20 protein-coding genes and 1 riboswitch are annotated in these 20,862 nt (G+C 69.1%); of the genes, 13 read left to right on the forward strand and 7 right to left on the reverse strand.

The annotated features are described in order from the left end of the window. Nucleotides 1-72 precede the first annotated feature (72 nt). A riboswitch (cobalamin riboswitch) is annotated at nt 73-300 on the forward strand. Between the two features lie 170 nt (nt 301-470). Both QM714_RS16425 and QM714_RS16430 read left to right on the forward strand, forming a co-directional pair. Then, nucleotides 471-701 (forward strand): hypothetical protein, encoded by a 231-nt coding sequence (locus tag QM714_RS16425; RefSeq protein ID WP_415102413.1) that lies wholly within the window; start codon nt 471-473, stop codon nt 699-701. Nucleotides 702-759: 58 nt separating this feature from the next. Next, nucleotides 760-1,449, forward strand: coding sequence for an HAD family hydrolase (locus QM714_RS16430; protein WP_415102414.1), 690 nt, complete (start codon nt 760-762; stop codon nt 1,447-1,449). A gap of 3 nt (nt 1,450-1,452) precedes the next feature. On the opposite strand, the gene QM714_RS16435 is transcribed toward QM714_RS16430, so the two are convergent. After that, on the reverse strand, nt 1,453-2,442 hold the full coding sequence (locus QM714_RS16435; protein ID WP_415102415.1) for a Gfo/Idh/MocA family protein: 990 nt from the start codon (nt 2,440-2,442) through the stop codon (nt 1,453-1,455). A 128-nt stretch (nt 2,443-2,570) separates the two neighbouring features. Here QM714_RS16435 and QM714_RS16440 point away from each other — a divergent pair, with 128 nt between their 5' ends. Both QM714_RS16440 and katG read left to right on the forward strand, forming a co-directional pair. After that, the gene (locus tag QM714_RS16440; RefSeq protein ID WP_415102416.1) at nt 2,571-3,020 is read left to right on the forward strand and encodes a Fur family transcriptional regulator; all 450 of its coding nucleotides are present in this window, start codon (nt 2,571-2,573) and stop codon (nt 3,018-3,020) included. A gap of 28 nt (nt 3,021-3,048) precedes the next feature. Further along, nucleotides 3,049-5,298, forward strand: a complete 2,250-nt coding sequence (katG, locus tag QM714_RS16445) for a catalase/peroxidase HPI (RefSeq protein ID WP_415102417.1) — start codon at nt 3,049-3,051, stop codon at nt 5,296-5,298. A gap of 269 nt (nt 5,299-5,567) precedes the next feature. Here the strand turns inward: katG and QM714_RS16450 are convergent, their stop codons facing one another. Beyond that, nucleotides 5,568-7,385, reverse strand: a complete 1,818-nt coding sequence (locus QM714_RS16450) for a dolichyl-phosphate-mannose--protein mannosyltransferase (RefSeq protein ID WP_415102418.1) — start codon at nt 7,383-7,385, stop codon at nt 5,568-5,570. A 34-nt stretch (nt 7,386-7,419) separates the two neighbouring features. Here QM714_RS16450 and rsmI point away from each other — a divergent pair, with 34 nt between their 5' ends. The 6 genes from rsmI (at nt 7,420) to QM714_RS16480 (ending at nt 14,287) form a co-directional block, all read left to right on the forward strand. Further along, nucleotides 7,420-8,307, forward strand: a complete 888-nt coding sequence (rsmI, locus tag QM714_RS16455; protein WP_415102419.1) for a 16S rRNA (cytidine(1402)-2'-O)-methyltransferase — start codon at nt 7,420-7,422, stop codon at nt 8,305-8,307. Then, a complete protein-coding gene (locus tag QM714_RS16460) occupies nt 8,304-9,173 on the forward strand; it encodes a TatD family hydrolase (RefSeq protein ID WP_415102420.1) in 870 nt (289 codons plus the stop codon). Before rsmI ends, QM714_RS16460 begins: the two co-directional genes overlap by 4 nt. A 284-nt stretch (nt 9,174-9,457) precedes the next feature. Beyond that, a complete protein-coding gene (locus QM714_RS16465) occupies nt 9,458-10,588 on the forward strand; it encodes a transglycosylase family protein (protein WP_415102421.1) in 1,131 nt (376 codons plus the stop codon). A gap of 68 nt (nt 10,589-10,656) precedes the next feature. Beyond that, entirely contained in the window at nt 10,657-11,553 is an 897-nt protein-coding gene (gene rsmA / locus QM714_RS16470; RefSeq protein WP_415102422.1) for a 16S rRNA (adenine(1518)-N(6)/adenine(1519)-N(6))-dimethyltransferase RsmA, read from the forward strand. A gap of 11 nt (nt 11,554-11,564) precedes the next feature. Next, the gene (locus tag QM714_RS16475) at nt 11,565-12,491 is read left to right on the forward strand and encodes a 4-(cytidine 5'-diphospho)-2-C-methyl-D-erythritol kinase (protein WP_415102423.1); all 927 of its coding nucleotides are present in this window, start codon (nt 11,565-11,567) and stop codon (nt 12,489-12,491) included. After that, entirely contained in the window at nt 12,491-14,287 is a 1,797-nt protein-coding gene (locus QM714_RS16480) for an ABC-F family ATP-binding cassette domain-containing protein (protein WP_415102424.1), read from the forward strand. The genes QM714_RS16475 and QM714_RS16480 overlap by 1 nt, the downstream gene beginning before the upstream one ends. Before the next feature lie 48 nt (nt 14,288-14,335). On the opposite strand, the gene QM714_RS16485 is transcribed toward QM714_RS16480, so the two are convergent. Next, nucleotides 14,336-14,821 (reverse strand): MarR family winged helix-turn-helix transcriptional regulator, encoded by a 486-nt coding sequence (locus tag QM714_RS16485; protein ID WP_415102425.1) that lies wholly within the window; start codon nt 14,819-14,821, stop codon nt 14,336-14,338. A gap of 96 nt (nt 14,822-14,917) precedes the next feature. On the opposite strand from QM714_RS16485, the gene QM714_RS16490 reads away from it, so the two are divergent. Together QM714_RS16490 and QM714_RS16495 are read left to right on the forward strand one after the other, a co-directional pair. Next, on the forward strand, nt 14,918-15,118 hold the full coding sequence (locus QM714_RS16490; RefSeq protein WP_415102426.1) for a hypothetical protein: 201 nt from the start codon (nt 14,918-14,920) through the stop codon (nt 15,116-15,118). Beyond that, nucleotides 15,115-15,501, forward strand: coding sequence for a VOC family protein (locus tag QM714_RS16495; protein ID WP_415102427.1), 387 nt, complete (start codon nt 15,115-15,117; stop codon nt 15,499-15,501). The genes QM714_RS16490 and QM714_RS16495 overlap by 4 nt, the downstream gene beginning before the upstream one ends. A 588-nt stretch (nt 15,502-16,089) precedes the next feature. Here the strand turns inward: QM714_RS16495 and QM714_RS16500 are convergent. Further along, entirely contained in the window at nt 16,090-16,233 is a 144-nt protein-coding gene (locus tag QM714_RS16500) for a hypothetical protein (protein ID WP_415102428.1), read from the reverse strand. 108 nt (nt 16,234-16,341) lie between these two features. Between QM714_RS16500 and QM714_RS16505 the strand changes: the two genes are divergently transcribed. Then, complete coding sequence (locus QM714_RS16505; protein WP_415102429.1) at nt 16,342-17,187, forward strand: IS5 family transposase; 846 nt, start codon at nt 16,342-16,344, stop codon at nt 17,185-17,187. A gap of 380 nt (nt 17,188-17,567) precedes the next feature. Here QM714_RS16505 and QM714_RS16510 read toward each other — a convergent pair whose 3' ends face one another. Genes QM714_RS16510 through QM714_RS16520 form a run of 3 tightly spaced genes read right to left on the reverse strand, consistent with a single transcriptional unit; the run spans nt 17,568 to nt 20,853 of the window. Then, nucleotides 17,568-19,370 carry a helix-turn-helix domain-containing protein gene (locus tag QM714_RS16510; protein ID WP_415102430.1) on the reverse strand — a complete coding sequence of 601 codons (1,803 nt, stop codon included), beginning with the start codon at nt 19,368-19,370 and terminating at the stop codon, nt 17,568-17,570. 11 nt (nt 19,371-19,381) lie between these two features. Next, nucleotides 19,382-19,894 carry a flavin reductase family protein gene (locus QM714_RS16515; RefSeq protein ID WP_415102431.1) on the reverse strand — a complete coding sequence of 171 codons (513 nt, stop codon included), beginning with the start codon at nt 19,892-19,894 and terminating at the stop codon, nt 19,382-19,384. Beyond that, entirely contained in the window at nt 19,891-20,853 is a 963-nt protein-coding gene (locus tag QM714_RS16520) for an ABC transporter ATP-binding protein (protein ID WP_415102432.1), read from the reverse strand. Before QM714_RS16520 ends, QM714_RS16515 begins: the two co-directional genes overlap by 4 nt. Nucleotides 20,854-20,862 lie beyond the last annotated feature (9 nt).

Consider the following 20,862-nt stretch of genomic DNA (forward strand, 5'->3'; position numbering starts at 1 on the left):
GTGGGTGGCGGCTGGCCTCGAAGCAGTGAACACATCGCCCTGTGGCGTGGCCGTGCCAGGCCCAAGGATTGACTAGACTCGCCCTGCGGCGGTTCGGCCGGTCGGCAGACCGGCCGTCGCAAGAGGGAACCCGGTGAGAATTCCGGGACTGCCCCGCAGCGGTAAGAGGGAACAACCGGTGTCACCAGCACTGGGTCACCGGCCGAAGGCCGGAAACCCGGGAAGCGACACCCAGTAGGAGAAGCTCGCCACGAGCCAAGCCCTCGAGTCCGAAGACCTGCCTCCGCACCGGGTCCGCACGGGACTCGGTCCACGACGAGCTCTCGAGGGATGAGCACGATGGCTAGTAGCTACCACCCTGCCCGGTCGTACGACGACACTCACGCATCCCATCCGCATCCGCATCCGCATCCGCATCCGCATCCGACAGCGACCAACGCCGTTCAGCCCGCGAACGGATGGTGGGCTTCTTGACCGAGCGACTCACCGAGGAGCTGGGCCAGCTCTGGTCGCGCGATCAACGGCTCGGGAGCGGGCGGGCACGCCCGGCGTTGCCCGCCCAGGTCGCGGTGCTCGACGAGCTGCTCACGACCTTGCGAGCCGGTGTCCTGCCCCGGCGGCGCGAGCTGCGCATCTTGTTGTTCGGCTATGGAACCCATCGAGACTATGACCCCGCCTGGGTCCACCTCTTGACGGAGTGATCTCGGTCGCAGGACGGTGTGTGAAGGCGGTGCCGTGATGTCGTTAGGGTTGCCACCGATGACGACTACAGGCCCCAGATCCGGGGCGCCGCTGCGCGCCCTGCTGTTCGACTTCGACGGCACCATGATGGACACCGAACAGGCGCACTTCGCCGCTTGGCAGCACATCTTCGAGCTCCACGGGGCGCAGATCGACGAGCATGACTGGGCGGGTGTGGTCGGGACGGTCGGCAGCGACTTCGACCCGATGGCGCTGCTGCAACGGCGCACGTCGGTCGCGTTGGACGCCGAGCAGGTGACGGCTCGTCGTGAGGAGCGCTTCCGCACGCTCTATCGCCAGCTCGAGCTGCGGCCGGGCATCGATGCTCTGGCGCAGTCGGCCAGGGACGCCGGGCTCGCGGTCGCGATCGTCACCAACGCGGAGCCGGAGTGGGTGGAGCTGCACCTGGATCGACTGGGCGAGCTCGACCAGTGGCCGCACATGTTCGCGGCCGGTGTCGACCCCGAGCGCGCGAAGCCGTCGCCGGTGCTCTATCTCGAGGCCTTGGCCAAGCTCGGCGTGAGTGCCGAGGAGGCCATCGCGATCGAGGACTCGCCGATCGGGATCCGGGCCGCCCAGGCGGCCGGATTGCGCTGCCTCGCCTATCCGCACCCACTGACGAGCGTGCTGGACCTCTCCGCTGCGGATGCGATCGTCGACTCGCTCGAGGGCATCACCCTCGCCCAGCTCGAGAGCCTGGTCGGCTAGCCTTCAGAGCTCGATGCCGGCCTGGTGGCGCAGCCGGTCGAGCTGGGTCAGCACGGCGATCGACTGTTCGGGGGAGACCAGGTCGCTGGTGAGTCGTCCCGCCGCCAGACACCGATGGACCTCGAGGATCTCGTTGCCGTAGCCCTCGCCTACGATGGGCTCGTCTCCCGTGATCTCCTCGGCCGGCGGGACAGCTGCGCCGGAGTGCTCCAGGGGTGTCCACGTGATCGAGGTCGGGTGCTGGAACTCCTCGGCGAGGTCGAGATGGCCGGTCGTGGTGGCGATGGTCGCGGTGTTCGCGAGGCACCCGGTTATCGACGAGCTCAGGGCGGCGACGGCTCCGCCGGGGTAGCGCGCGGCGATGGCGATATCGAGGTCCACGCTGCGGTCGGACAGGGTCGCCAGGGCCGTCGTCGCCTCGGGCTCACCGAGCACCAGGGTGGCCAGGGTCACCGGGTAGATGCCCATGTCGAGCAGGCTGCCCCCGCCGAGCGCCGGGTCGAACAACCGAGCGTTCTTGTCGGGCTGCATCACGAACCCGAGCCGGGCGCTGACCTGTCGGACCTCGCCGTACCGACCCTCCGCCAAGCGCGCGAGCATCGCCCGGATCAGGGGGTGGCAGGCCGTCCACATCGCCTCCATCAAGAACACGCCACGCTCGCGGGCCTCGGCGAAGAGCGCAGTGGCCTGGTCGGCGGAGACCGCGATGGGCTTCTCGCAGAGCACCGCCTTGCCGGCCGCCATCGCCAGCCGCGTGTGCTCGGGGTGTACGCCGTGTGGCGAGGCGACATAGACCACGTCCACGGCCGGATCCTCGACCATCTCGGCATAGCTGCCGTAGGGCGTGCCGCCGAAACGACCAGTGAACGCCTCGGCCCGGCCGAGGTCACGTGAACCCACGGCGGCGATGCGGGCTTCGGGCACCAGCGCGAGCTCGGTCGCGAACTGGTGAGCGATGTCGCCCGGCGCGAGGATTCCCCAGCCAATGGTCATGGCATTGCCCTTCTCGGAACTTGTTGGAAGCGGACCTGATCGATCGCGGCCCACGCTATCGAATCGGTCGGCGACGGGACTGACGGCTTGTCTTGACTCGTTCAAGATTAGGAGGAAGACTCCGGAGGGTGGGGAGTGACGCCGATTTCGCCGAGCGGTTGCGGGCGACGGGCCTCCGGGTGACCAAGCCCCGGGTGGCGGTCCTCGCCGCGCTCGGAGAGCTCGCGCATGCCGACACCGACGGCATCATCGGCACCGTACGCCGCGACCTGCCGTCGGTCTCACATCAAGCCGTCTACGACTCGTTGCGGACGCTGACCGATGCCGGTCTGGTCCGCCGGATCCAGCCGACCGGCTCCGTGGCGCGCTACGAGTCACGGGTCGGGGACAACCACCACCACGTGGTGTGTCGCTCGTGTGGCGAGATCGCCGACGTCGACTGCGCCCTGGGCGACGCCCCTTGCCTGACCGCCTCGGACGACAGCGGCTTCCTGATCGACGAAGCCGAGGTCATCTACTGGGGCCTGTGCCCTGACTGTGCCGCCGCGCGCACCCCGACCTCCACCGATCTCACCTGATTTCACCCAACCCCAGGAAGGAACTCCGATGCCCGAGAAGCACCACGATGCTGTTGTTGGCGACATGAACGACGAGAGCCGCGAGGGCGGTTGCCCGGTCGTCCACGAACGTGCCCCCCTGCCCACCGCGGGCGGCGGCAGCCGCAGCTGGTGGCCGGAGCGGCTGAACCTGAAGATCCTCGCCAAGAACCCGACCGTGGCGAACCCTCTCGGTGACGACTTCGACTACGCCGCTGCCTTCGAGGCGCTCGACCTGGCCGCCGTCAAGGGCGACATCGCCGAGGTGCTGACCACCTCGCAGGACTGGTGGCCCGCCGACTTCGGCAACTACGGCCCGTTCATGATCCGGATGGCCTGGCACAGCGCCGGCACCTACCGGATCAGCGATGGTCGCGGCGGCGCCGGCAGTGGTCAGCAGCGGTTCGCACCGCTCAACAGCTGGCCGGACAACGTCAGCCTGGACAAGGCCCGCCGCCTGCTGTGGCCGGTGAAGAAGAAGTATGGCAAGTCGCTGTCGTGGGCCGACCTGATCGTGCTGGCCGGCAACGTCGCGCTGGAGACGATGGGCCTGAAGACCTTCGGCTTCAGCGGCGGCCGGGTGGACGCCTGGGAGCCCGACGAGGACGTCTACTGGGGTCCGGAGACCGAGTGGCTCGGTGGCGACGAGGGCGGCGCCATGCGCTACAGCGGGGACCGCGACCTGGAGAACCCGCTGGCCGCCGTACAGATGGGTCTGATCTACGTCAACCCGGAGGGCCCCGAGGGCAACCCCGACCCGATCGCCTCGGCTCGCGACATCCGTGAGACCTTCGGTCGGATGGCCATGAACGACGAGGAGACCGTCGCCCTCGTCGCCGGTGGGCACACCTTCGGCAAGACCCACGGTGCCGGACCCGCCGACAACGTCGGGCCCGAGCCGGAGGCCGCCCCGATGGAGCAGATGGGCCTGGGCTGGAAGAGCGCATTCGGCACCGGCGTGGGAGCCGACACCATCACCTCGGGGCTCGAGGTCACCTGGACCTACCACCCGACCCGGTGGGACAACGAGTTCTTCCACATCCTCTACGCCTACGACTGGGAGCTGACGGAGTCGCCGGCCGGCGCGAAGCAGTGGCGCCCGGTCAACGGCGGTGGTGCGGACATGGTGCCGGACGCCTTCGGCTCCGGGCGCCGGGAGCCGCGGATGCTCACCTCCGACCTGGCCCTCCGCTTCGACCCGATCTACGGGCCGATCTCGAAGCGGTTCCACGAGAACCCCGAGGAGTTCGCCGACGCCTTCGCGCGCGCGTGGTTCAAGCTCACCCACCGCGACATGGGCCCGGTCAGCCGTTACGTCGGGCCCGAGGTGCCGACCGAGGAGCTGATTTGGCAGGACCCGCTGCCCACGCGTGACTACGAGCTGGTCGATGCAGCCGACATCGCGGCCCTCAAGGAGAGGATCCTCGACTCCGGGCTGAGCATCTCGCAGCTGGTCTCGACGGCGTGGGCCTCGGCGGCATCGTTCCGCGGCAGCGACAAGCGAGGCGGCGCCAACGGCGCTCGAATCCGTCTTCAGCCGCAGAGCAGCTGGGCGGTCAACAACCCCGACCAGCTCGCCATCGTGCTGCGCACGCTGGAGGGCATCCAGGCCGACTTCAACGCCAGCGCCGAGGACGGCAAGCAGATCTCGCTCGCCGACCTGATCGTGCTGGCCGGCTCTGCCGCTGTCGAGGCCGCTGCCAAGGCGGCCGGGCGGCCGCTGCAGGTGCGGTTCACGCCGGGTCGAGTGGACGCCTCGGCCGAGCAGACCGACGCCGAGTCCTTCGAGGTGATCGAGCCCGGGTGGGACGGCTTCCGCAACTACGTTGGCAAGGGCAACCCGGTCCCGGCCGAGTACCTCCTGGTCGACCGGGCCAACCTGCTCAACCTGAGCGCGCCGGAGATGACGGCGCTGCTCGGTGGCCTGCGGGTGCTGGGCGCCAACCACAACGGCTCGGCCCTTGGCGTGCTGACCGACCAGCCCGGCACGTTGACGAACGACTTCTTCGTCAACCTGCTCGACATGGGGACGGAGTGGCGCTCGACCAGCGACGACTCCTCGACCTTCGAGGGCGTCGACCGGGCCAGTGGCGACGTGCGCTGGACCGCGACCCGGGCCGACCTGGTGTTCGGCGCCAACGCAGAGCTCCGGGCCGTCGCCGAGGTCTACGCCAGCGACGACGCCGCGGACAAGTTCGTCCAGGACTTCGCCGCCGCGTGGGCCAAGGTGATGGAGCTCGACCGCTACGACCTGGGCTGAGGTGCCCGCCGGTGTCCTCGACACCGCTGCGGTGCGTGGCCACCTCCCGGCGCTCGACCCAGCGCTGGGAGGTGGCGCCGCGCACGTCGACGGACCAGGTGGGACGCAGACGCCCGAGGTCGTCGGCCGCGAGCCGCCCTGGCCTCACTGCGCAGGCTCAATCTGGACCAGTTTGGGAGGCTGGCGCGCTCCGGTAGCCCCAGGCGGGTCCGGATCGGAGCCGCTGGTCGCGCTCCCCGGGCGGCTTCCTGCTGGCCTCCGGAGCGGCGCTAGACCCAGCGCTTGAACCAGATCCGCTCGGTCCACTCGTGATGGGTGATCAGCTGGTCGGTCCAGATCGGCCAGAACCAGGCGAAGTTCACCAGCACCAGCACGAAGAACGAGCCGGCGACGATGACGCCGAGGGTGCGTCGGCCGGTGGGCTCCGAGGAGGCGCCGAGCAGCTTGCCGATCACCAAGGTGAGGGCGAGCACCAGGAACGGCAGCGTCAAGATCGCGTAGAAGATGAAGATCGGCCGGTCGTCGAACCTGAACCACGGCAGCCAGGTGACGAGGGTGCCGATCACCGGGATGCCGAATCGCCAGTCCCGTTGGCCTATCCAGAACACCAGGGAGGCGATCAGGGCGATCACACCGCCCCACCACAACGTCGGGTTGCCGATGATCAGCACCTGGCGCAGGCAGTCCGAGCCGGGCGCCGCGTCGCAGCCCTGGTCGCCGGGCTGGATGTGCAGCTGCGCATCCGCGCCCACCGGCCGGTTGACCAGCAGCCAGCCGAGCGGTTTGGACCCGTAGGTGTGGGAGGCGCAGTTGAGGAAGTGACTGTGGAAGGTGAAGACGTCCTGGTGGTAGTACCACAACGAGCGGAGCGACTGGACCACCTCGCCGAGCCCGTGGGCGTCGGGCTCCTTGGCGGTCGGCCAGGTCCGGTCGTTGTCGGACTTGACGTCGGTCATCGTCTCGCCGTCACAGGTGCCGTCCCAGGACACGAAGTGGGTGTACTGCGTGCTGGACAGATCCTGTTCGTAGGCGTGGGCGTGGATCAGCCAGCCCGTCCAGCTGGCGACATACACCACCAGGGCGACCAGGACGAGCTGGAAGAAGGCGGGCACGCCGTCCACCAGCGCCGACTTCACCACCGGCAACCGGACGCCGAACGAACGCCGCGCACCCGCGCTCCACAACCAGGTCATCACGCCGAACGCCGCGAGTGGATAGGCCGCGTCCCACTTGGTGCCGACGGCGAGGCCGAAGCTCACCCCGGCCAGCAGCAGCCAGGGCCGCAGCAGCACGCCGCGGATGGGTCCCCAGTGGCCGACCTCGGCGTCGCCCTCGAGTCGCCGTGCCATCCGGCGTCGGAACCAGTCCCGGTCCATCACGATCAGGTGCAGGCCCAGCAGCATGAACAAGGCCACGAAGATGTCGAGCAGCGCCAGCCGGGACAGCACCAGCTGCAGGCCGTCGAAGGAGAGCAGCAGGCCGGCGATGCAGCCGAGTGCGGTCGACCCGGTCAGTCGCCGGGCCAGCCTGCACATCGCCAGGATCATCAGTGACCCGACTACGGCTGCGGCGACCCGCCAGCCGAACGGGTTCATCCCGAAGGACTTCTCGCCGAGCGCGATCAGCCACTTGCCGACCTCGGGGTGCACCACCATCGACGCGGTGTCGTTCCACAGGCCGGTGGTCTTGCCGCCGAGGATGAGGTCGTTGGCGTCGTCGACGTAGGTCTTCACGAAGCCGAAGTTCGCCAGCGACCAGGCGTCCTTGGCGTAGTAGGTCTCGTCGAAGAGGAACTTCTTCGGTGAGGCCAGGTGCCACAGCCGCAGGAAGAGCGCCAGCAGGGCGACCGCGATGCTGGCCACCCAGCCGGTGAACCGGTCCTCCAGGTCGACTCGACGCAGCGCCCGGACCATGGCGGTCGGCACCTTGCTGCCCGAGGCCATCCGAGAGAGCCCGACCATCTCCCGCGTATCGCTGACGGTGCCGCTGTCTGCGCCGCCGTCCTGGGGGCCCGAGTCCTCGGCCTCCGGCTCCGCGCTGGTCGGGTCGACGACGTCGGAGTCGGCGGCAGTCGGGGACGTCGTCATGGTCTGCAACTGTACGGGCTGACATGATCGACTCGTGGACGGATCAGGCGGCGTGCTCGTGCTCGCGGCGACGCCCATCGGGCAGCTCGCCGACGCTTCGCTGCGGTTGGGTCAGGAGCTTGCCGGCGCCGACGTCCTGGCCGCCGAGGACACCCGTCGGCTGCGCCGTCTCTGCGCCGATCTGGGCATCCGCCCCCGCGGGATGGTGGTGTCCTACTTCGAGGGCAACGAGGCCGCCAAGACTCCGCTGCTGCTGGACGCGCTGCGCACCGGCCAGCGAGTGGTGCTGGTCACCGATGCGGGCATGCCGAGCGTCTCGGACCCGGGCTACCGCCTCGTCTCGGCGGCGATCGAGCACGACGTGCCGATCACCGTGGTCCCTGGCCCGTCGGCAGTGCCGACGGCGCTGGCGATCTCCGGCCTGCCGGTCGATCGGTTCTGCTTCGAGGGCTTCCTGCCGCGCAAGGCTGGGGACCGGGGCCGGCGGCTGGCGGGCCTGGCAGGCGAGCAGCGCACGATGGTCTTCTTCGAAGCGCCGCACCGCACGGCGGCGACGCTGGCGGCTATGGCGGAGGCGTTCGGGCCGGATCGCGCCGCGGCTGTCTGTCGTGAGCTGACCAAGACCCACGAGGAGGTACGCCGCAGCGCGCTGGCCGAGCTCGCCGGCTGGGCTGCGGCCGGTGTCCTCGGCGAGATCACCCTGGTCGTGGCGGGCGCGGCGCCCACCCCCGCCGTCCCCCCCGATCCGGACTCGCTGCGGGCCGCCGTCGCCGCACGGGAGGCCGAGGGCCGCACCCGCAAAGAGGCGATCGCCGAGGTGGCCCGGCTGGCCGAGCGCCCCAAGCGGGAGGTGTACGACGTCGTGCACCGTGTCCACGGTCCCGAGGCCGTCGGCGACTCTTCCGGGGACGAGACGTCGTGACGGGACCGACCCGCCAGCGTGGAGATCGGCCCCGCGGACCGCGTGACCGGCCGGCTGCCCCCGAGCCGCTGCCCGGCCCGGTCGTAGACAACCACTGTCACCTCGACATCGCAGACGGCGACTGGCTGCCCGTCCAGGACGCCATCGCGTCGGCCACCGCGGTCAACGTCACCCGGATCGTGCAGGTCGGCTGTGACCTCCCGGGTGCCGCCTGGGCGGTCGAGACGGCTCGGCAGCACGACGAGCTGGTGGCGGCGGTGGCGCTGCACCCCAACGAGGTGCCCGTGCTCGCGGCGACGGGGGAGCTCGACGACGCCTTCGCCGAGATCGCGCGCCTGGCGGTCGACCCGGTCGTCCGGGCGGTCGGCGAGACCGGCTTGGACTACTTCCGCACCGGCGAGGAGGGCCGACCGGTGCAACGGGAGGGCTTTGGCTGGCATGTCGACCTGGCGCGCCGACTCGGCAAGACCCTGGTGATCCATGATCGGGACGCCCACGACGACGTGCTCGCGGTGCTCGACGAGGTCGGTGTCCCGGATCGCTGGGTGATGCACTGTTTCTCTGGCGACGCCGACTTCGCGCGCCGCTGCCTCGACCGGGGCGCATACTTGTCCTTCTCCGGAACGGTGACCTTCAAGAACGCGCCACTGCTGCGGGAGGCGCTCGCCGTGGCGCCGCTGGACCGGGTCCTGGTCGAGACCGATGCGCCCTTCCTCACCCCGGTGCCCTACCGCGGCCGCCCCAACGCGTCGTACCTCATCCCGCACACGGTGCGGGCGATGGCGCAGGTCCGTGGCGACCGGCTGGAGGACCTCTGTCAGGCGCTCGAAGCGAACACCTTCGCTGCCTTCGGCGGCGCTTGGTGAGGGACCCGAAACAGGCCCCGCGGGTCTCACGGTGAGCCTCACGGACGAGGTGCCTCACCCAAGAGTGAGCGCGAAGGATTGGCGTGGCCACCGGGGGACCGTTATCGTCTTGTGACTGTTGGCCGGGATCGGGACGGATTCCTGCCGGTGCAGGTGGCTCCAGCTTGGACTGTGGGGCCGCCGCGAGACCCCCCGCTCGCACCCTTTCCCCGTCGTCCGCGACGGTGCCCGCGGGATCGCCGCGCCGGCGCCCGAGGACCGGGGAGCACGAACATCGGAGACACGTGCGCGCACGGATCGCACACCTGAGCACCAGCAAGCCCCTCCTGGCTGCCCTGGTCGGCGTGGTCGCCCTCGCAGTGGCGGCCACGGTGATGGGCTATCGGGCGATGTCCAGGTCGGTGACTCTCACCGTGGACGGGTCGTCGCGCGAGGTCACCTCGCTCGGTGACACGGTCGGTGAGGTGCTCGCCTCGCAGCACATCTCGATCGGGAAGCACGACCAGGTGGTGCCCGCGCTCGACGAGAAGGTCGTCGACGGCAGCGAGATCTCGGTGCGCTACGGCCGCCCCCTCGAGGTGACCGTCGACGGTGACACGGCGACGTACTGGGTCAATGCCACCGACGTCAACGGCGCTCTCCTCCAGATCGGCCAGGACTTCCGCAACGCGGACCTGTCCGCCAGCCGCAGCGCTCCGATCGGTCGTGACGGGATGGCTCTCGACGTGGTCACCGAGAAGACGATCCGGGTCAAGGTCGGCGGTCGGGCGTTCGCCCGACAGGAGGTCCCCGCCTTGACCGTGGGTGAGGCGCTGCGGACGCTCGGGGTCAAGATCGGTCGGCACGACAAGGTCAGCCCGGCCCTGGACACCCCGGTCTCCGACGGCGATCGGGTGGTGCTCACCCGGATCCGGTTCGTCACCAAGGCCGTGCAGGGCGAGCAGGTCGACTTCCAGACGATCGACAAGGACGACTCCTCGATCTACGAGGGCGAGAGCTCCGTGGTCCGGTCCGGCGTCCCAGGGCTCCGGGACGTGACCTACCGCCTCACCTATCGCAACGGGCAGCTGGTCGCCACCCGTGTCGTGCGGGCGCAGGTCACCAAGGCACCCGTCGCCGAGGTCCGCAAGGTCGGCACCAAGCCGCAGCCGACAGCCGACTTCTCCGGCGGCAACAGTGTGTGGGACCGGCTGGCGCAGTGCGAGGCTGGCGGCAACTGGGCGGCCAACACCGGCAACGGCTACTACGGCGGCCTGCAGTTCTCCCTCGGCACCTGGCGTGCGTACGGCGGCACCGGCCTCCCCTCGCAGCACAGCCGCGCCGAGCAGATCGCCATCGCCACCAAGCTGCGCAACGCCTCAGGTGGGTACGGCGCCTGGCCGGCTTGCGCTGCCCGGCTCGGCCTGCCCCGCTGACTTCCGACCCGTCGGGAGTGGTGCGGCCAGCGGCGGGGGACGACCTCCCCGCGGATAGGCTGATCCGCATGCCGTCGGTGCAGTTGCTCGGTCCCGCCGAGGTGCGTGCACTCGCCGAGGAGATCGGGCTGCGGCCGACCAAGCAGCGCGGGCAGAACTTCGTGATCGACCCCAACACGGTGCGCCGGATCGCTCGCGAGGCAGGGGTCGGTGCCGACGACGTGGTCGTCGAAGTGGGCCCCGGCCTCGGCTCGCTCACCCTGGCCCTGCTGGAGACGGGTGCCCGAGTCATCGCGGTCGAGGTCGACCCGCTGCTGGCCGAGGCGCTGCCAGGGACGATTGCTCGGCACGCCCCGGAGTTGGTCGAGCGGTTCTCGCTGGTGGCCGGCGACGCGTTGCGGGTCGACGGCGCCGACCTTGCCGCAGCCTGTGCGTCGGCTCCGACCGCGCTCGTCGCGAACCTGCCCTACAACGTGTCGGTGCCGGTCCTGCTGCACCTCTTCGAGACGCTGCCGACGCTCCGCCAGGGTCTAGTGATGGTGCAGGCCGAGGTCGCCGATCGGCTGGCCGCGCCGCCCGGCTCGAAGACCTATGGCGTTCCGTCGGTCAAGGCCGCGTGGTACGCCGACCTCCGCAGGGCCGGCTCGGTGAGCCGGCAGGTCTTCTGGCCGGTGCCCAACGTCGACTCCGGACTGGTCGCCTGGACGCATCGTGAGCCGCCCGCAACCTCGGTCAGCCGGGCCGGTGTCTTCGCGGTGGTCGATGCCGCGTTCGCTCAACGGCGCAAGACCCTGCGGGCCGCATTGCGACCGCTCGCCGGCTCCACTGACGCCTCGGTGGCGGTCCTGCAGCGCGCCGGGGTCGATCCGGATGCTCGCGGCGAGGTGCTCGGGATCGAGGACTTCGTGCGGATCGCCGAGGAGCTGCCCGCACTCGACCCTGCCCTTCCGGGGGGTGGCCGATGAGGGGAGGAGGGATGGTTCCCGTCTCGGCGCTGCCCGAGCTGACCGTCCGGGCGCCGGCGAAGATCAACCTGCACTTGGGCGTCGGTTGCCCACGACCGGACGGCTACCACCCGCTGGTCACCGTCTATCAGGCGATCGGGCTCTACGACGACGTCTGGGTGGCCGGCCACTCGTCGTGGGAGGTGGATGTCCGGCTGGCGTCGTACATCCGAGACACCGAGATCCCGCGACCTGGCGACAACCTGGTGGACAAGGCCGCGGAGCTGTTGGCTGCTCACCACGGCTGCCAGCGGCTGGGTTCGGTGATGATCGACAAGGCGATCCCGGTGGCCGGTGGCATGGCGGGCGGATCGGCGGATGCAGCGGCGGCGCTGGTGGCGCTGGATCGGCTCTGGGACCTGCGCACGCCTGACAACGTGCTGCTCGCACTGGCGGCCAGACTGGGCAGTGATATCCCGTTCGCGCTCGTCGGCGGCACCGCGCTCGGCACTGGTCGCGGCGAGCAGGTGGAACAGGTGAGCGACCAGGGGACCTGGTGGTGGGTGGTCGTGCCGGCCGAGGAGGGTCTGTCCACGCCCGAGGTCTACCGGCACTTCGACCTGCTCTTCCCCGACGCGCCCGCCGATCCGGCGCCGGCGTACGGCGTGCTGACGGCACTGGCCAGCGGTGACCCCGCGCGGCTGGCCGCCGCCATGCACAACGACCTCGAGGCGGCCGCTCTCGACCTGCGGCCCGACCTCTCGGACCTGATCGCCGAGGGGGAGGAGATCGGCGCACTGCGCGGGATGGTGTCGGGTTCGGGGCCGTCGTGCGTCTTCTTGTGCGCCAGCGGGGACCATGCGCGAGAGGTTGCCGCGGGGCTGACGGACCGGGGCTGTCCGGTCATCTTGGTGGCCAATGGGCCGGTGGCTGGCGCCCACGTGGTGGAGCTGACCTGATGGGCAACCTGCTCAACTTGGAGCGGGTCGACAAGGCGTACGGCGTGCGCCCGCTGCTGACCGAGGTGTCGCTGGGCATCTCCACCGGTGAGCGGATCGGGATCGTCGGTCGCAACGGGGACGGCAAGACGACGCTGCTGCGGGTGATGGCGGGACTGGAGCCGCCCGACAGCGGGCGGGTCTCGCTCACTCGGGGCCTCGCGATCGGCTTCCTGGCCCAGGGCGACACCCTCGACGACACGCACACCGTCCGTGAGGCCGTGCTCGGCGGACGATCCGACCACGAGTGGGCAGGCGAAGCGCGCCTGCGCGAGGTGGTCGAGGAGCTGTTGGCGGGCATCGACCTGGACCGCGCCGTGGTGGGCCTCTCCGGTGGAGAGCGTCGTCGCTGCGCGTTGGCCGAGCTGCTGCTCGGCGACCACGACCTGCTGGTGCTGGACGAGCCCACCAACCACCTCGACGTGGAGGCGGTCGCGTGGTTGGCCGAACATCTCGCCGCCCGCCCGTCGGCGCTGGTCGTGGTCACCCACGACCGGTGGTTCCTCGACGCGGTCTGTGAGCAGACCTGGGAGGTGCACGACGGGGTCGTGGACATCTACGAGGGTGGGTACGCCGCCTTCGTGCTCGCCAAGGCCGAGCGGCAGCGCCAGGCCGCGGCCAGCGAGGCACGCCGGCAGAACCTGGTCCGCAAGGAGCTTGCCTGGCTGCGCCGTGGCGCCCCGGCCCGCACCGCCAAGCCGAAGTTCCGCCTGGAGGCTGCCGCGGCGTTGATCGGCAACGTACCCCCTCCTCGCGATCGCCTCGAGTTGCAGCGCTTCGCCACCCAACGGCTCGGCAAGGACGTGCTCGACATGGAGGATGTCGACCTGGTGCGCGGCGACCGGTCGTTGCTCGTCGGGGCGACCTGGCGGCTCGGCCCCGGCGACCGGGTCGGGGTGATCGGCGTCAACGGTGCGGGGAAGTCGTCGGTCCTGTCGTTGCTGTCCGGTCGACTGGCGCCCAGCGCAGGCAGGGTCAAGCGCGGTCGGACGGTCTCGCTGCAGCACCTGACCCAGGAGCTCGATGATCTGGATCCGCAGGCCCGGGTGTTGGAGACCATCGAGTCGATCCGGCGGGTCACCCGGACCGCGACGGGTGAGATCACCGCGACCGCTCTCCTGGAGCGCTTCGGCTTCACCGGCGACCGGCTGACCGCCCGTCTCGGCGACCTCTCCGGGGGCGAGCGGCGTCGCTTCCAGCTGCTCCGGCTATTGCTCGCTGAACCCAACGTGCTGCTCCTCGACGAGCCCACGAATGACCTCGACATCGAGACCCTCACCGTAGTCGAGGACTTCCTCGACTCCTGGCCCGGGATGCTGGTGGTGGTCTCGCACGACCGTTACTTCCTAGAGCGCGTCACCGACTCGGTCTGGGCGCTGCTCGGCGACGGCCAGATCTCGATGCTGCCGCGCGGCGTGGAGGAGTATCTCGAGCATCGCCGCGCCCTGTATGCGGCCGCTGTCCCGGTTGCCGAAGCTGTCGCTACCGCCGACCCTAGGTCCGACCCCGCCAGCGGAGCGGGCCCGGCTGCTCGCGCCGGGAGCGCCCAGGAGCGGGCGGCCCGCAAGGCGTTGTCGCGACTGGACAAACAGCTCGCCCGGGTCGCGGAGCAGGAGGCGTCGCTGCAGGCCGAGATCGTTGCCCATGCCCACGACTACGAGCGGCTCGCCGACCTCAGCGCCCGCCTCGATGCACTGACCAGCGAGCGCGACACCCTTGAGACCGAGTGGCTCGAGGCCGCCGCCGATCTGGGGTGACCTTCTCCCGCGAGAGGTGAGCCACGCGGCCCGGATCATGCGGCACGGTCAGCGGAACGGCGCCATCAGGGGGCGGAGCAGGGTGGCCAGCTGTCGCCGGTCGGCGGCGGAGAGGCTCTCGATGAGGGTGCGCTCGGCGGCGAGGAGCGACTCGAAGGCTCCGTCGACGGCGGCTCTGCCCTCGGGGGTGAGCCGGACGAGGACACCGCGGCGATCCCCTGGGTCGGGGTAACGCTCGACGAAACCCCGGGCCGTGAGCCGGTCCACCCGGTTGGTCATGGTGCCGCTGGTGACCAGCGTCTCGCGGAGGAGGCGGCTCGGCGAGAGTTCGTACGGTGCTCCTGCGCGCCGCAGCGCCGCCAGGACGTCGAACTCCCATGGCTCGACCTGGTGGGCGCTGTAGGCGTCGCGCCGAGCCAGGTCCAGGTGGCGGGCGAGCCGGGTGATCCGGCTGAAGACCTCGACCGGAGCCAGATCCAGGTCGGGGCGCTCCCGGGCCCACGCCTCGACCAGCTCGTCCACCTCGTCGCGCATGGCGTCCGATCGTAGCCGATCGGTCGAGAATCTTGACATCAAGATGAACCCCGGCCAGTCTGTGAGTATCTTGATGTCAAGATATCTAGGAGGGATATGGCGCCCGACACTCGCCCCACCGGGGATCCGGACCGCTGCCTGACCTTCGCCGACGAGCGATCACGACCGTTCCACGAGCTGCTCGCCCGGCTGCGCGCGGTCTATCCGGCCCGTGGCTCCGGAGTGGTGCTGCCCTTCCGGCGCATCTTCATGGTGGCTCAGCGCCCCTTCGACGTGGACGCGGGAGGATTGCGATGAGGCTTCATCACGTCCAGGTCGCCATGCCGCGCGGTGGCGAGGCAGCCGCCCGGCGGTTCTACGCCGACGGACTCGGCCTGACCGAGGTGGCCAAGCCGGAGGCCCTGCGGTCCCGGGGCGGCGCCTGGTTCAGGGCGTACGACGACAGGGGGCGCGTCGTCGCCGAGATCCACGTCGGCGTCGAGGAGCCGTTCGTGCCGGCCCGCAAGGCCCATCCTGCTGTCGTAGTGGACGCCGTCGAGGAGCTGGACGGACTGGCCGCCCGGCTCGACGAGCTCGGCTTCCTGGTCGACTGGAGTGAGCGGCACACGCTGCCGCCTCACCAGCGTTTCCACACCTTCGACGGTCACGGCAACCGAGTCGAGGTGTTGGCAGAGCCCTGACGGAGACGCCCAGTTAGGGCGCCCTGCGTGATGGAGCAGACAGGCGCGAACCCTGGTGGATGAGATACCCCTAGGGGTACAACGGACGTATGAACCCCCTGGCCTCGAAAGCGCTGGCCTCGAAAGCGCTGGCCTCCAAAGCGCTGGCGGTCTTCGGAGCACGCACCGCGGCGGCAGAGCATGGTGTCAAGCCGGAGAGCGCGGGGGCGTCTGACCCGCTTCGCTGTGGCACGGCCCACCGTACCTCTCTCCCGGGGATCATGACGACCACCACTGCGCACCGTTGCTGTTTGTCTGATTCCGTCACCTAGACCTGAGGAACTGGTGGGTTCTTCCAGGGCCCGGCGCCCCCGAGTGTTGGGGGCGCCGGTGTGCTTGGCGGCCCCGTGCGTTGGACGCGACCGATTGGTTGGTTCTGGCGGCCGAAGAGGGTTGGACAGAAGGGGCGAACTCGGGGTTGACCGGGACTTCCGGGTGAGGAATGGCCCTGCCTCGGCGCTGATGATCTCGTCGACACCGGAGCCGAATGGTCGGTCCGAGCAGCGCTGACCGACTCGCCGTTCACGACCGGGCAGCGCTGGGCCAGCCTCAACTGCCTCCCGAGCGCAGCCTGGCCTTGTTCTCCTTGACCTCGACCTGGCTGGTGTGGCGACCGAGAAGCTCACTGAAACTCCCGGCGTCGTTGTCGTTCTCTTTGAAGGCCGGTTCGATGCGCAGGATCTGCGTCTTCAAGGCAGGCTAAGAGGTTCCGCAGGTAGGCGCGTGTCGTTACCGAAGAACAGGCACGAGCCTCGGTAACAGAAGGGGTGTCTAACGCCGCCTTCCTTCCCCGAGGTGCTCGTGCCTGCCTTGCCATCCTCTGTCATCGAACCGGTCTGGGACCAGTTCGCCGCGCTGCTACCTGAACACATCGACACCCACCCTCTGGGCTGTCACAACCCACGTATCCCGGATCGGGTCATCTTCGACAAACTGATCCAGGTTCTCGTCTTGGGCGCCGCCTACGAACGCATCGCTGACTCCACATGTTCGGCGACCTCGATCCGCAACCGGCGCGATGAGTGGATCACGGCCGGGGTCTTCGCTCGGCTAGAGCAGATGTGCCTGGATGCCTACGACAAGATCGTGGGCCTTGACCTGGGCGACATCACGGTCGACGGGTGCATCGTCAAGGCACCCTGCGGCGGTGAAGCCGCAGGTAGATCCCCGGTAGATCGCGGGAAGCAGGGCACGAAACGCTCGCTCATGGTCGAGGCCCGCGGCATCCCGATCGGGTGCGTGGTCGCCGGGGCACACCGCAACGACTCCCCGCTGCTACGCCCGACTCTGGAGCGCCTGGCTCGCTTCGATGAGGGTCTGGGTGTCGGGCTACCCGAGGACATCACCGTGCATCTGGATGCCGGCTACGACTCGGGCAAGACTCGTGAACTGCTTGAGGAGTTGGGCTGCCACGGCGTCATCAGCGCCAAGGGAACCCCACTCCAAGCAGACCAACGCTGGGTCGTGGAACGGACCAACTCCTGGCACAACCGCGGCTTCAAGAAACTCACGATCTGCGCCGAACGCCGAGCCCGCGTCATCGAGGCATTCATCGCCCTGGCCAACGCCGTCATCATCACCCGCCGGCTACTCGCCGAAGCCTGGCTAACCCACCGATGGGCCCTACGACCAAAGCGACGCCCGTGACCTACCTGCGGAACCTCTAAGCGCCCCGATGGCCGTTGGCGTGCCCACTCCCCGGACGAACGCGGAACGGAACGTGCCCGGCGTGTCGAGCAGCACATCGCCGCCAACGCTGGCCCGGCGAAGTCACCTCCGCGATCCGCGATGGCACCTGGGTCCAGCCACGGGCGAGGGCGACGTCACCTCGCATGCGGGTCGTCGCCGCATTGGGTTCGTCACGAAGGACTGTCAAAGGCAACCGAAGGCCAGCCGCTAGCTCGACCGTCTGGCATCGCGCTTCTCGGGTTCTCGCCGCCCAGCTTCGACATGATCGTTGGAGGGGGCCACCGAGCTCCTTGTCTGGCCACCAAGTTCCTCGTCTGATGGACTGATCGACGGTTCGGCTACTCGTTCTCGCTGTTCACCTCAAGCTTCATGAGCGTCGGCATGATGTCGAGCGCCAGCAGCACACGGGAGAGGTCCTGGAACGAGTGCAGGCTGATCCCGGTGATCTCTTCGATGCGCGCGATGCGCTTGTGCAGGGTGTTCACGTGGATCGACATCGCCCTAGCGGTCTCCGGGGCCCGCCCGTTGTTCTCAACGAAGATCTTCAGGGTGTCGAGCAGGTTCGTGTCGCGCTTCTCGTCGTAGCGAACCACCGGCCCTAGCACCTTCGAAACGAAGGACACCATTTGGTCCACGCTCATCGCGCCGGTGACCTCGGCGAAGGTTCCGAGCACGTCGTAGAAGGCGAACCTTCCTGTGGACGCGGCCAACTTCTTCGCGGTCCGCGCCTCGTGAAACGCGTTCGGGATCCGATCCAGACCGTGGAAGGGCGAGCTGAACCCGATCTGCTCCACCTGCGGCTGGCTGGTCATCAACCGCTGCGCCGCGGACGCGTCGACGGCACCGCCCTTGAGCAATACGAGCACGTCGCTGCCGTCAGCGACTGCCGTGATGCACGGCCACCTCGCCGCCTCGAAAACGCTCTGGGCGCGGCTCAGTCGCATCGCGGCCTCCGGGGTCGGCGTGGCCGCTATCCCGAGACACAGACGGCTCTCCTGCGAGATGCCGAACCGGGCGGATGCCTCCTTCAGCAGCGACTGGCTGAAGAGGTCTCGAGTCAGGGCGAGCAGCGACACCGGTAGTACGGCGGTCGAGAGTGCGCGGTCGGTGCGCCGGGCGTAGAGGTGCGCCGACAGCGCGAGCACCACCTGCCGCAGCATCACGCTGCCCACCTCGTCGTCAGGGTCGATCGCCGGCGAGAGCACGACGTTGCCGAGGTCGGTGTGGGTGCCGGGGGCATTCATGCGCAGCAGCGTGTAGGTGAAGTCGTCGTCCTCCGTGTCCTCCGGGCCAGGTCGATCCAGGAGATCGGCCGTCGCGACCCCACGCAGCTGGTCGGCGAGCGTCGGCCGGCCGGAGTAGGCGAGTTGGTGCTGCTCGCGATCGGTGATGAGCACGGTGCTGTCGAACGCGGAGGCGAGCACACCGGAGAGTTGCTCGACCGCGAGCGAGGAGCCCTCGCTGAGGATCTGGATCATGCGGCTCTGCGCGGAGAGCACTTTGCGCAAGTGCACGTTGTCTCTCTGCAGCTGCGCAGAGAGTTCGTCCGACTCCCGTCGTAGCGCGTCGGTCTGGTCCGCGAAGACGGCGGTCATCGCGGCGATCGCGGAGATACGTGAGATCGCTGCGACGAACGAGAGATCCTCGTCGCTGAGCACCCGATCCTCGTCCCAGAAGATGGCGAGCACACCGAATACGACGCCCTGCCGGACGATCGGGTAGTAGAAGGCCGATCGGATGCCGACCTGGCGCAGGCGCTCCTTCGTGGGGAGGTCGGGATCCATGTCGGCATCCCGCACGAAGCGGGGCCGCCCACTATTCAGTACTTCGACGCTCGGACTACGCTGCCCGTGGAACGCAGAGGAGAGCGTTTCGTCCCCGAGGCCGAGGACGGCGTCGTAGTCGCCGAGTTCCCTGCCCTGCGTCGTCCCGCTGATGACGAGCGTGGAATCGTCCTCCCGCACCCGGATCACCACCTCGAGACATCCGAGCCGCGCCTGGGCGTAGTCGCAGATGCGGCTCAGTGCGTCGTTCCGGGAGCGGAAGGAGTCCGCGTCCAGCGCGCTCCCGGCCAGCGTGAGCAGATCTTCGGTGATCGGCGGCACGATCTCGCGGCCGGGCTCGATCTGCGATACGTCCATCCTTCTCACCTTCATGACTCCGGAACGCCGAGCGGATACATCTTCCGCTGGTAGTAGGCGAGGGGCACCTCGTCTAGCTCGTCCTGGGCGGCCGCGGCGACCTGCCCGAAGAACAGGCCGTGCGTTCCCAAGTACTGAATGTCGACCACTCGACAGTCCAGCCATCCGGCCGCGGCCCGGATGATCGGTGACCCCGTGGTGGCGACGCGGGTCTCCACCCCGTCGAAGCGCTGCTTGTTCGAGAGACCTGGTGTGGCGAAGCGCCGAGCGATCCACTGGTGGGAGCCTCCCAAGATGTTCGCCGCGTAGGAGCCAGACTCAAGGATCGCCTGATAGCCGCGGTTGGCGGTGTTCAGGCAGATCAGGACGATCGGCGGCTCGAAGGTGATCGACGTCAGCGAGTTGATCGTCATCCCGAATGGCCCCTTTCTGGTCTGGGTCGTCGCCACGACGACACCGGTTACCAGACGCGACATTGCCTCGCGGACGTCGGTCGCGCTTGCGGACTCACGGTCGAACCTCACCGGGTCTCCTCGGACTGTGCCTCGGTGATCACCACTGGGGTGGGCAACATCCGATCAGGCTCCGCGAAGTGGCAGGCGCTCTCTCGGTCGTCGCTCACCGGGCGCGTGTTCGGCACCTGCGTGACGCACGCCGCGGGCCGGTCCAGGTCCTGATAGAGCCAGCAGCGGGTGTGGAACCGACATCCGGTTGGTGGGGAGTCCGCCGCTGGGATCTCGCCCTGCAGCACGATCCGTGACTCCTTCATCCTCCGCTCCAGCGGAGGGTCCGGAATTGGTGCGGAGGAGAGCAGCGCGCTTGTGTATGGATGCTTCGGATCGGCGAACACCTCCGTCCGCGGCCCCTGTTCGACGATCGTGCCCAGATACATGATCGCCACTTGATCGCTGATGTGCCGGATAACCCCGAGATCGTGCGCGATAAAAAGGTAGGTAAGGCCCATCTCCTCCCGGAGGTCCATCAGGAGGTTCAGGATCTGCGCTTGTACGGACGCGTCGAGCGCCGAGACTGGCTCGTCACAGACCAGGAACCGCGGCCGCACCGCGAGGGCGCGGGCGATTCCGACGCGCTGGCGCTGACCGCCCGAGAGTTCGTGCGGCTTGCGGTCCAGCCATGACCGTCCGAGCCCGCACTGGTCCAAGAGCTCGGTGATGCGGCGGTTCCTGGCCGCACCGCGCTCGAGCCGGTGCACGACGAGCGGTTCGGCGATGATGTCTTCCACACTCATTCGAGGATCGAGGCTGCCGAAGGGATCTTGGAACACGAACTGCACGGACCGCCGGAAGCTACGCAGCTCCGGGCCGCGGGCGTGGGTGACATCCGTGCCGTCGAAGCGGATACTGCCGGTCGCCGCGTTGTTCAGCCCCGCGATCGCGCGGCCGATCGACGACTTGCCACTTCCGGATTCGCCGACTAGCGCGAACACCTTGCCGGCGGGGATGTCGAGGCTGACATGGTCCACGGCACGGAA

Source organism: Nocardioides sp. (genome assembly GCF_047602075.1).
GTDB lineage: Bacteria > Actinomycetota > Actinomycetes > Propionibacteriales > Nocardioidaceae > Nocardioides.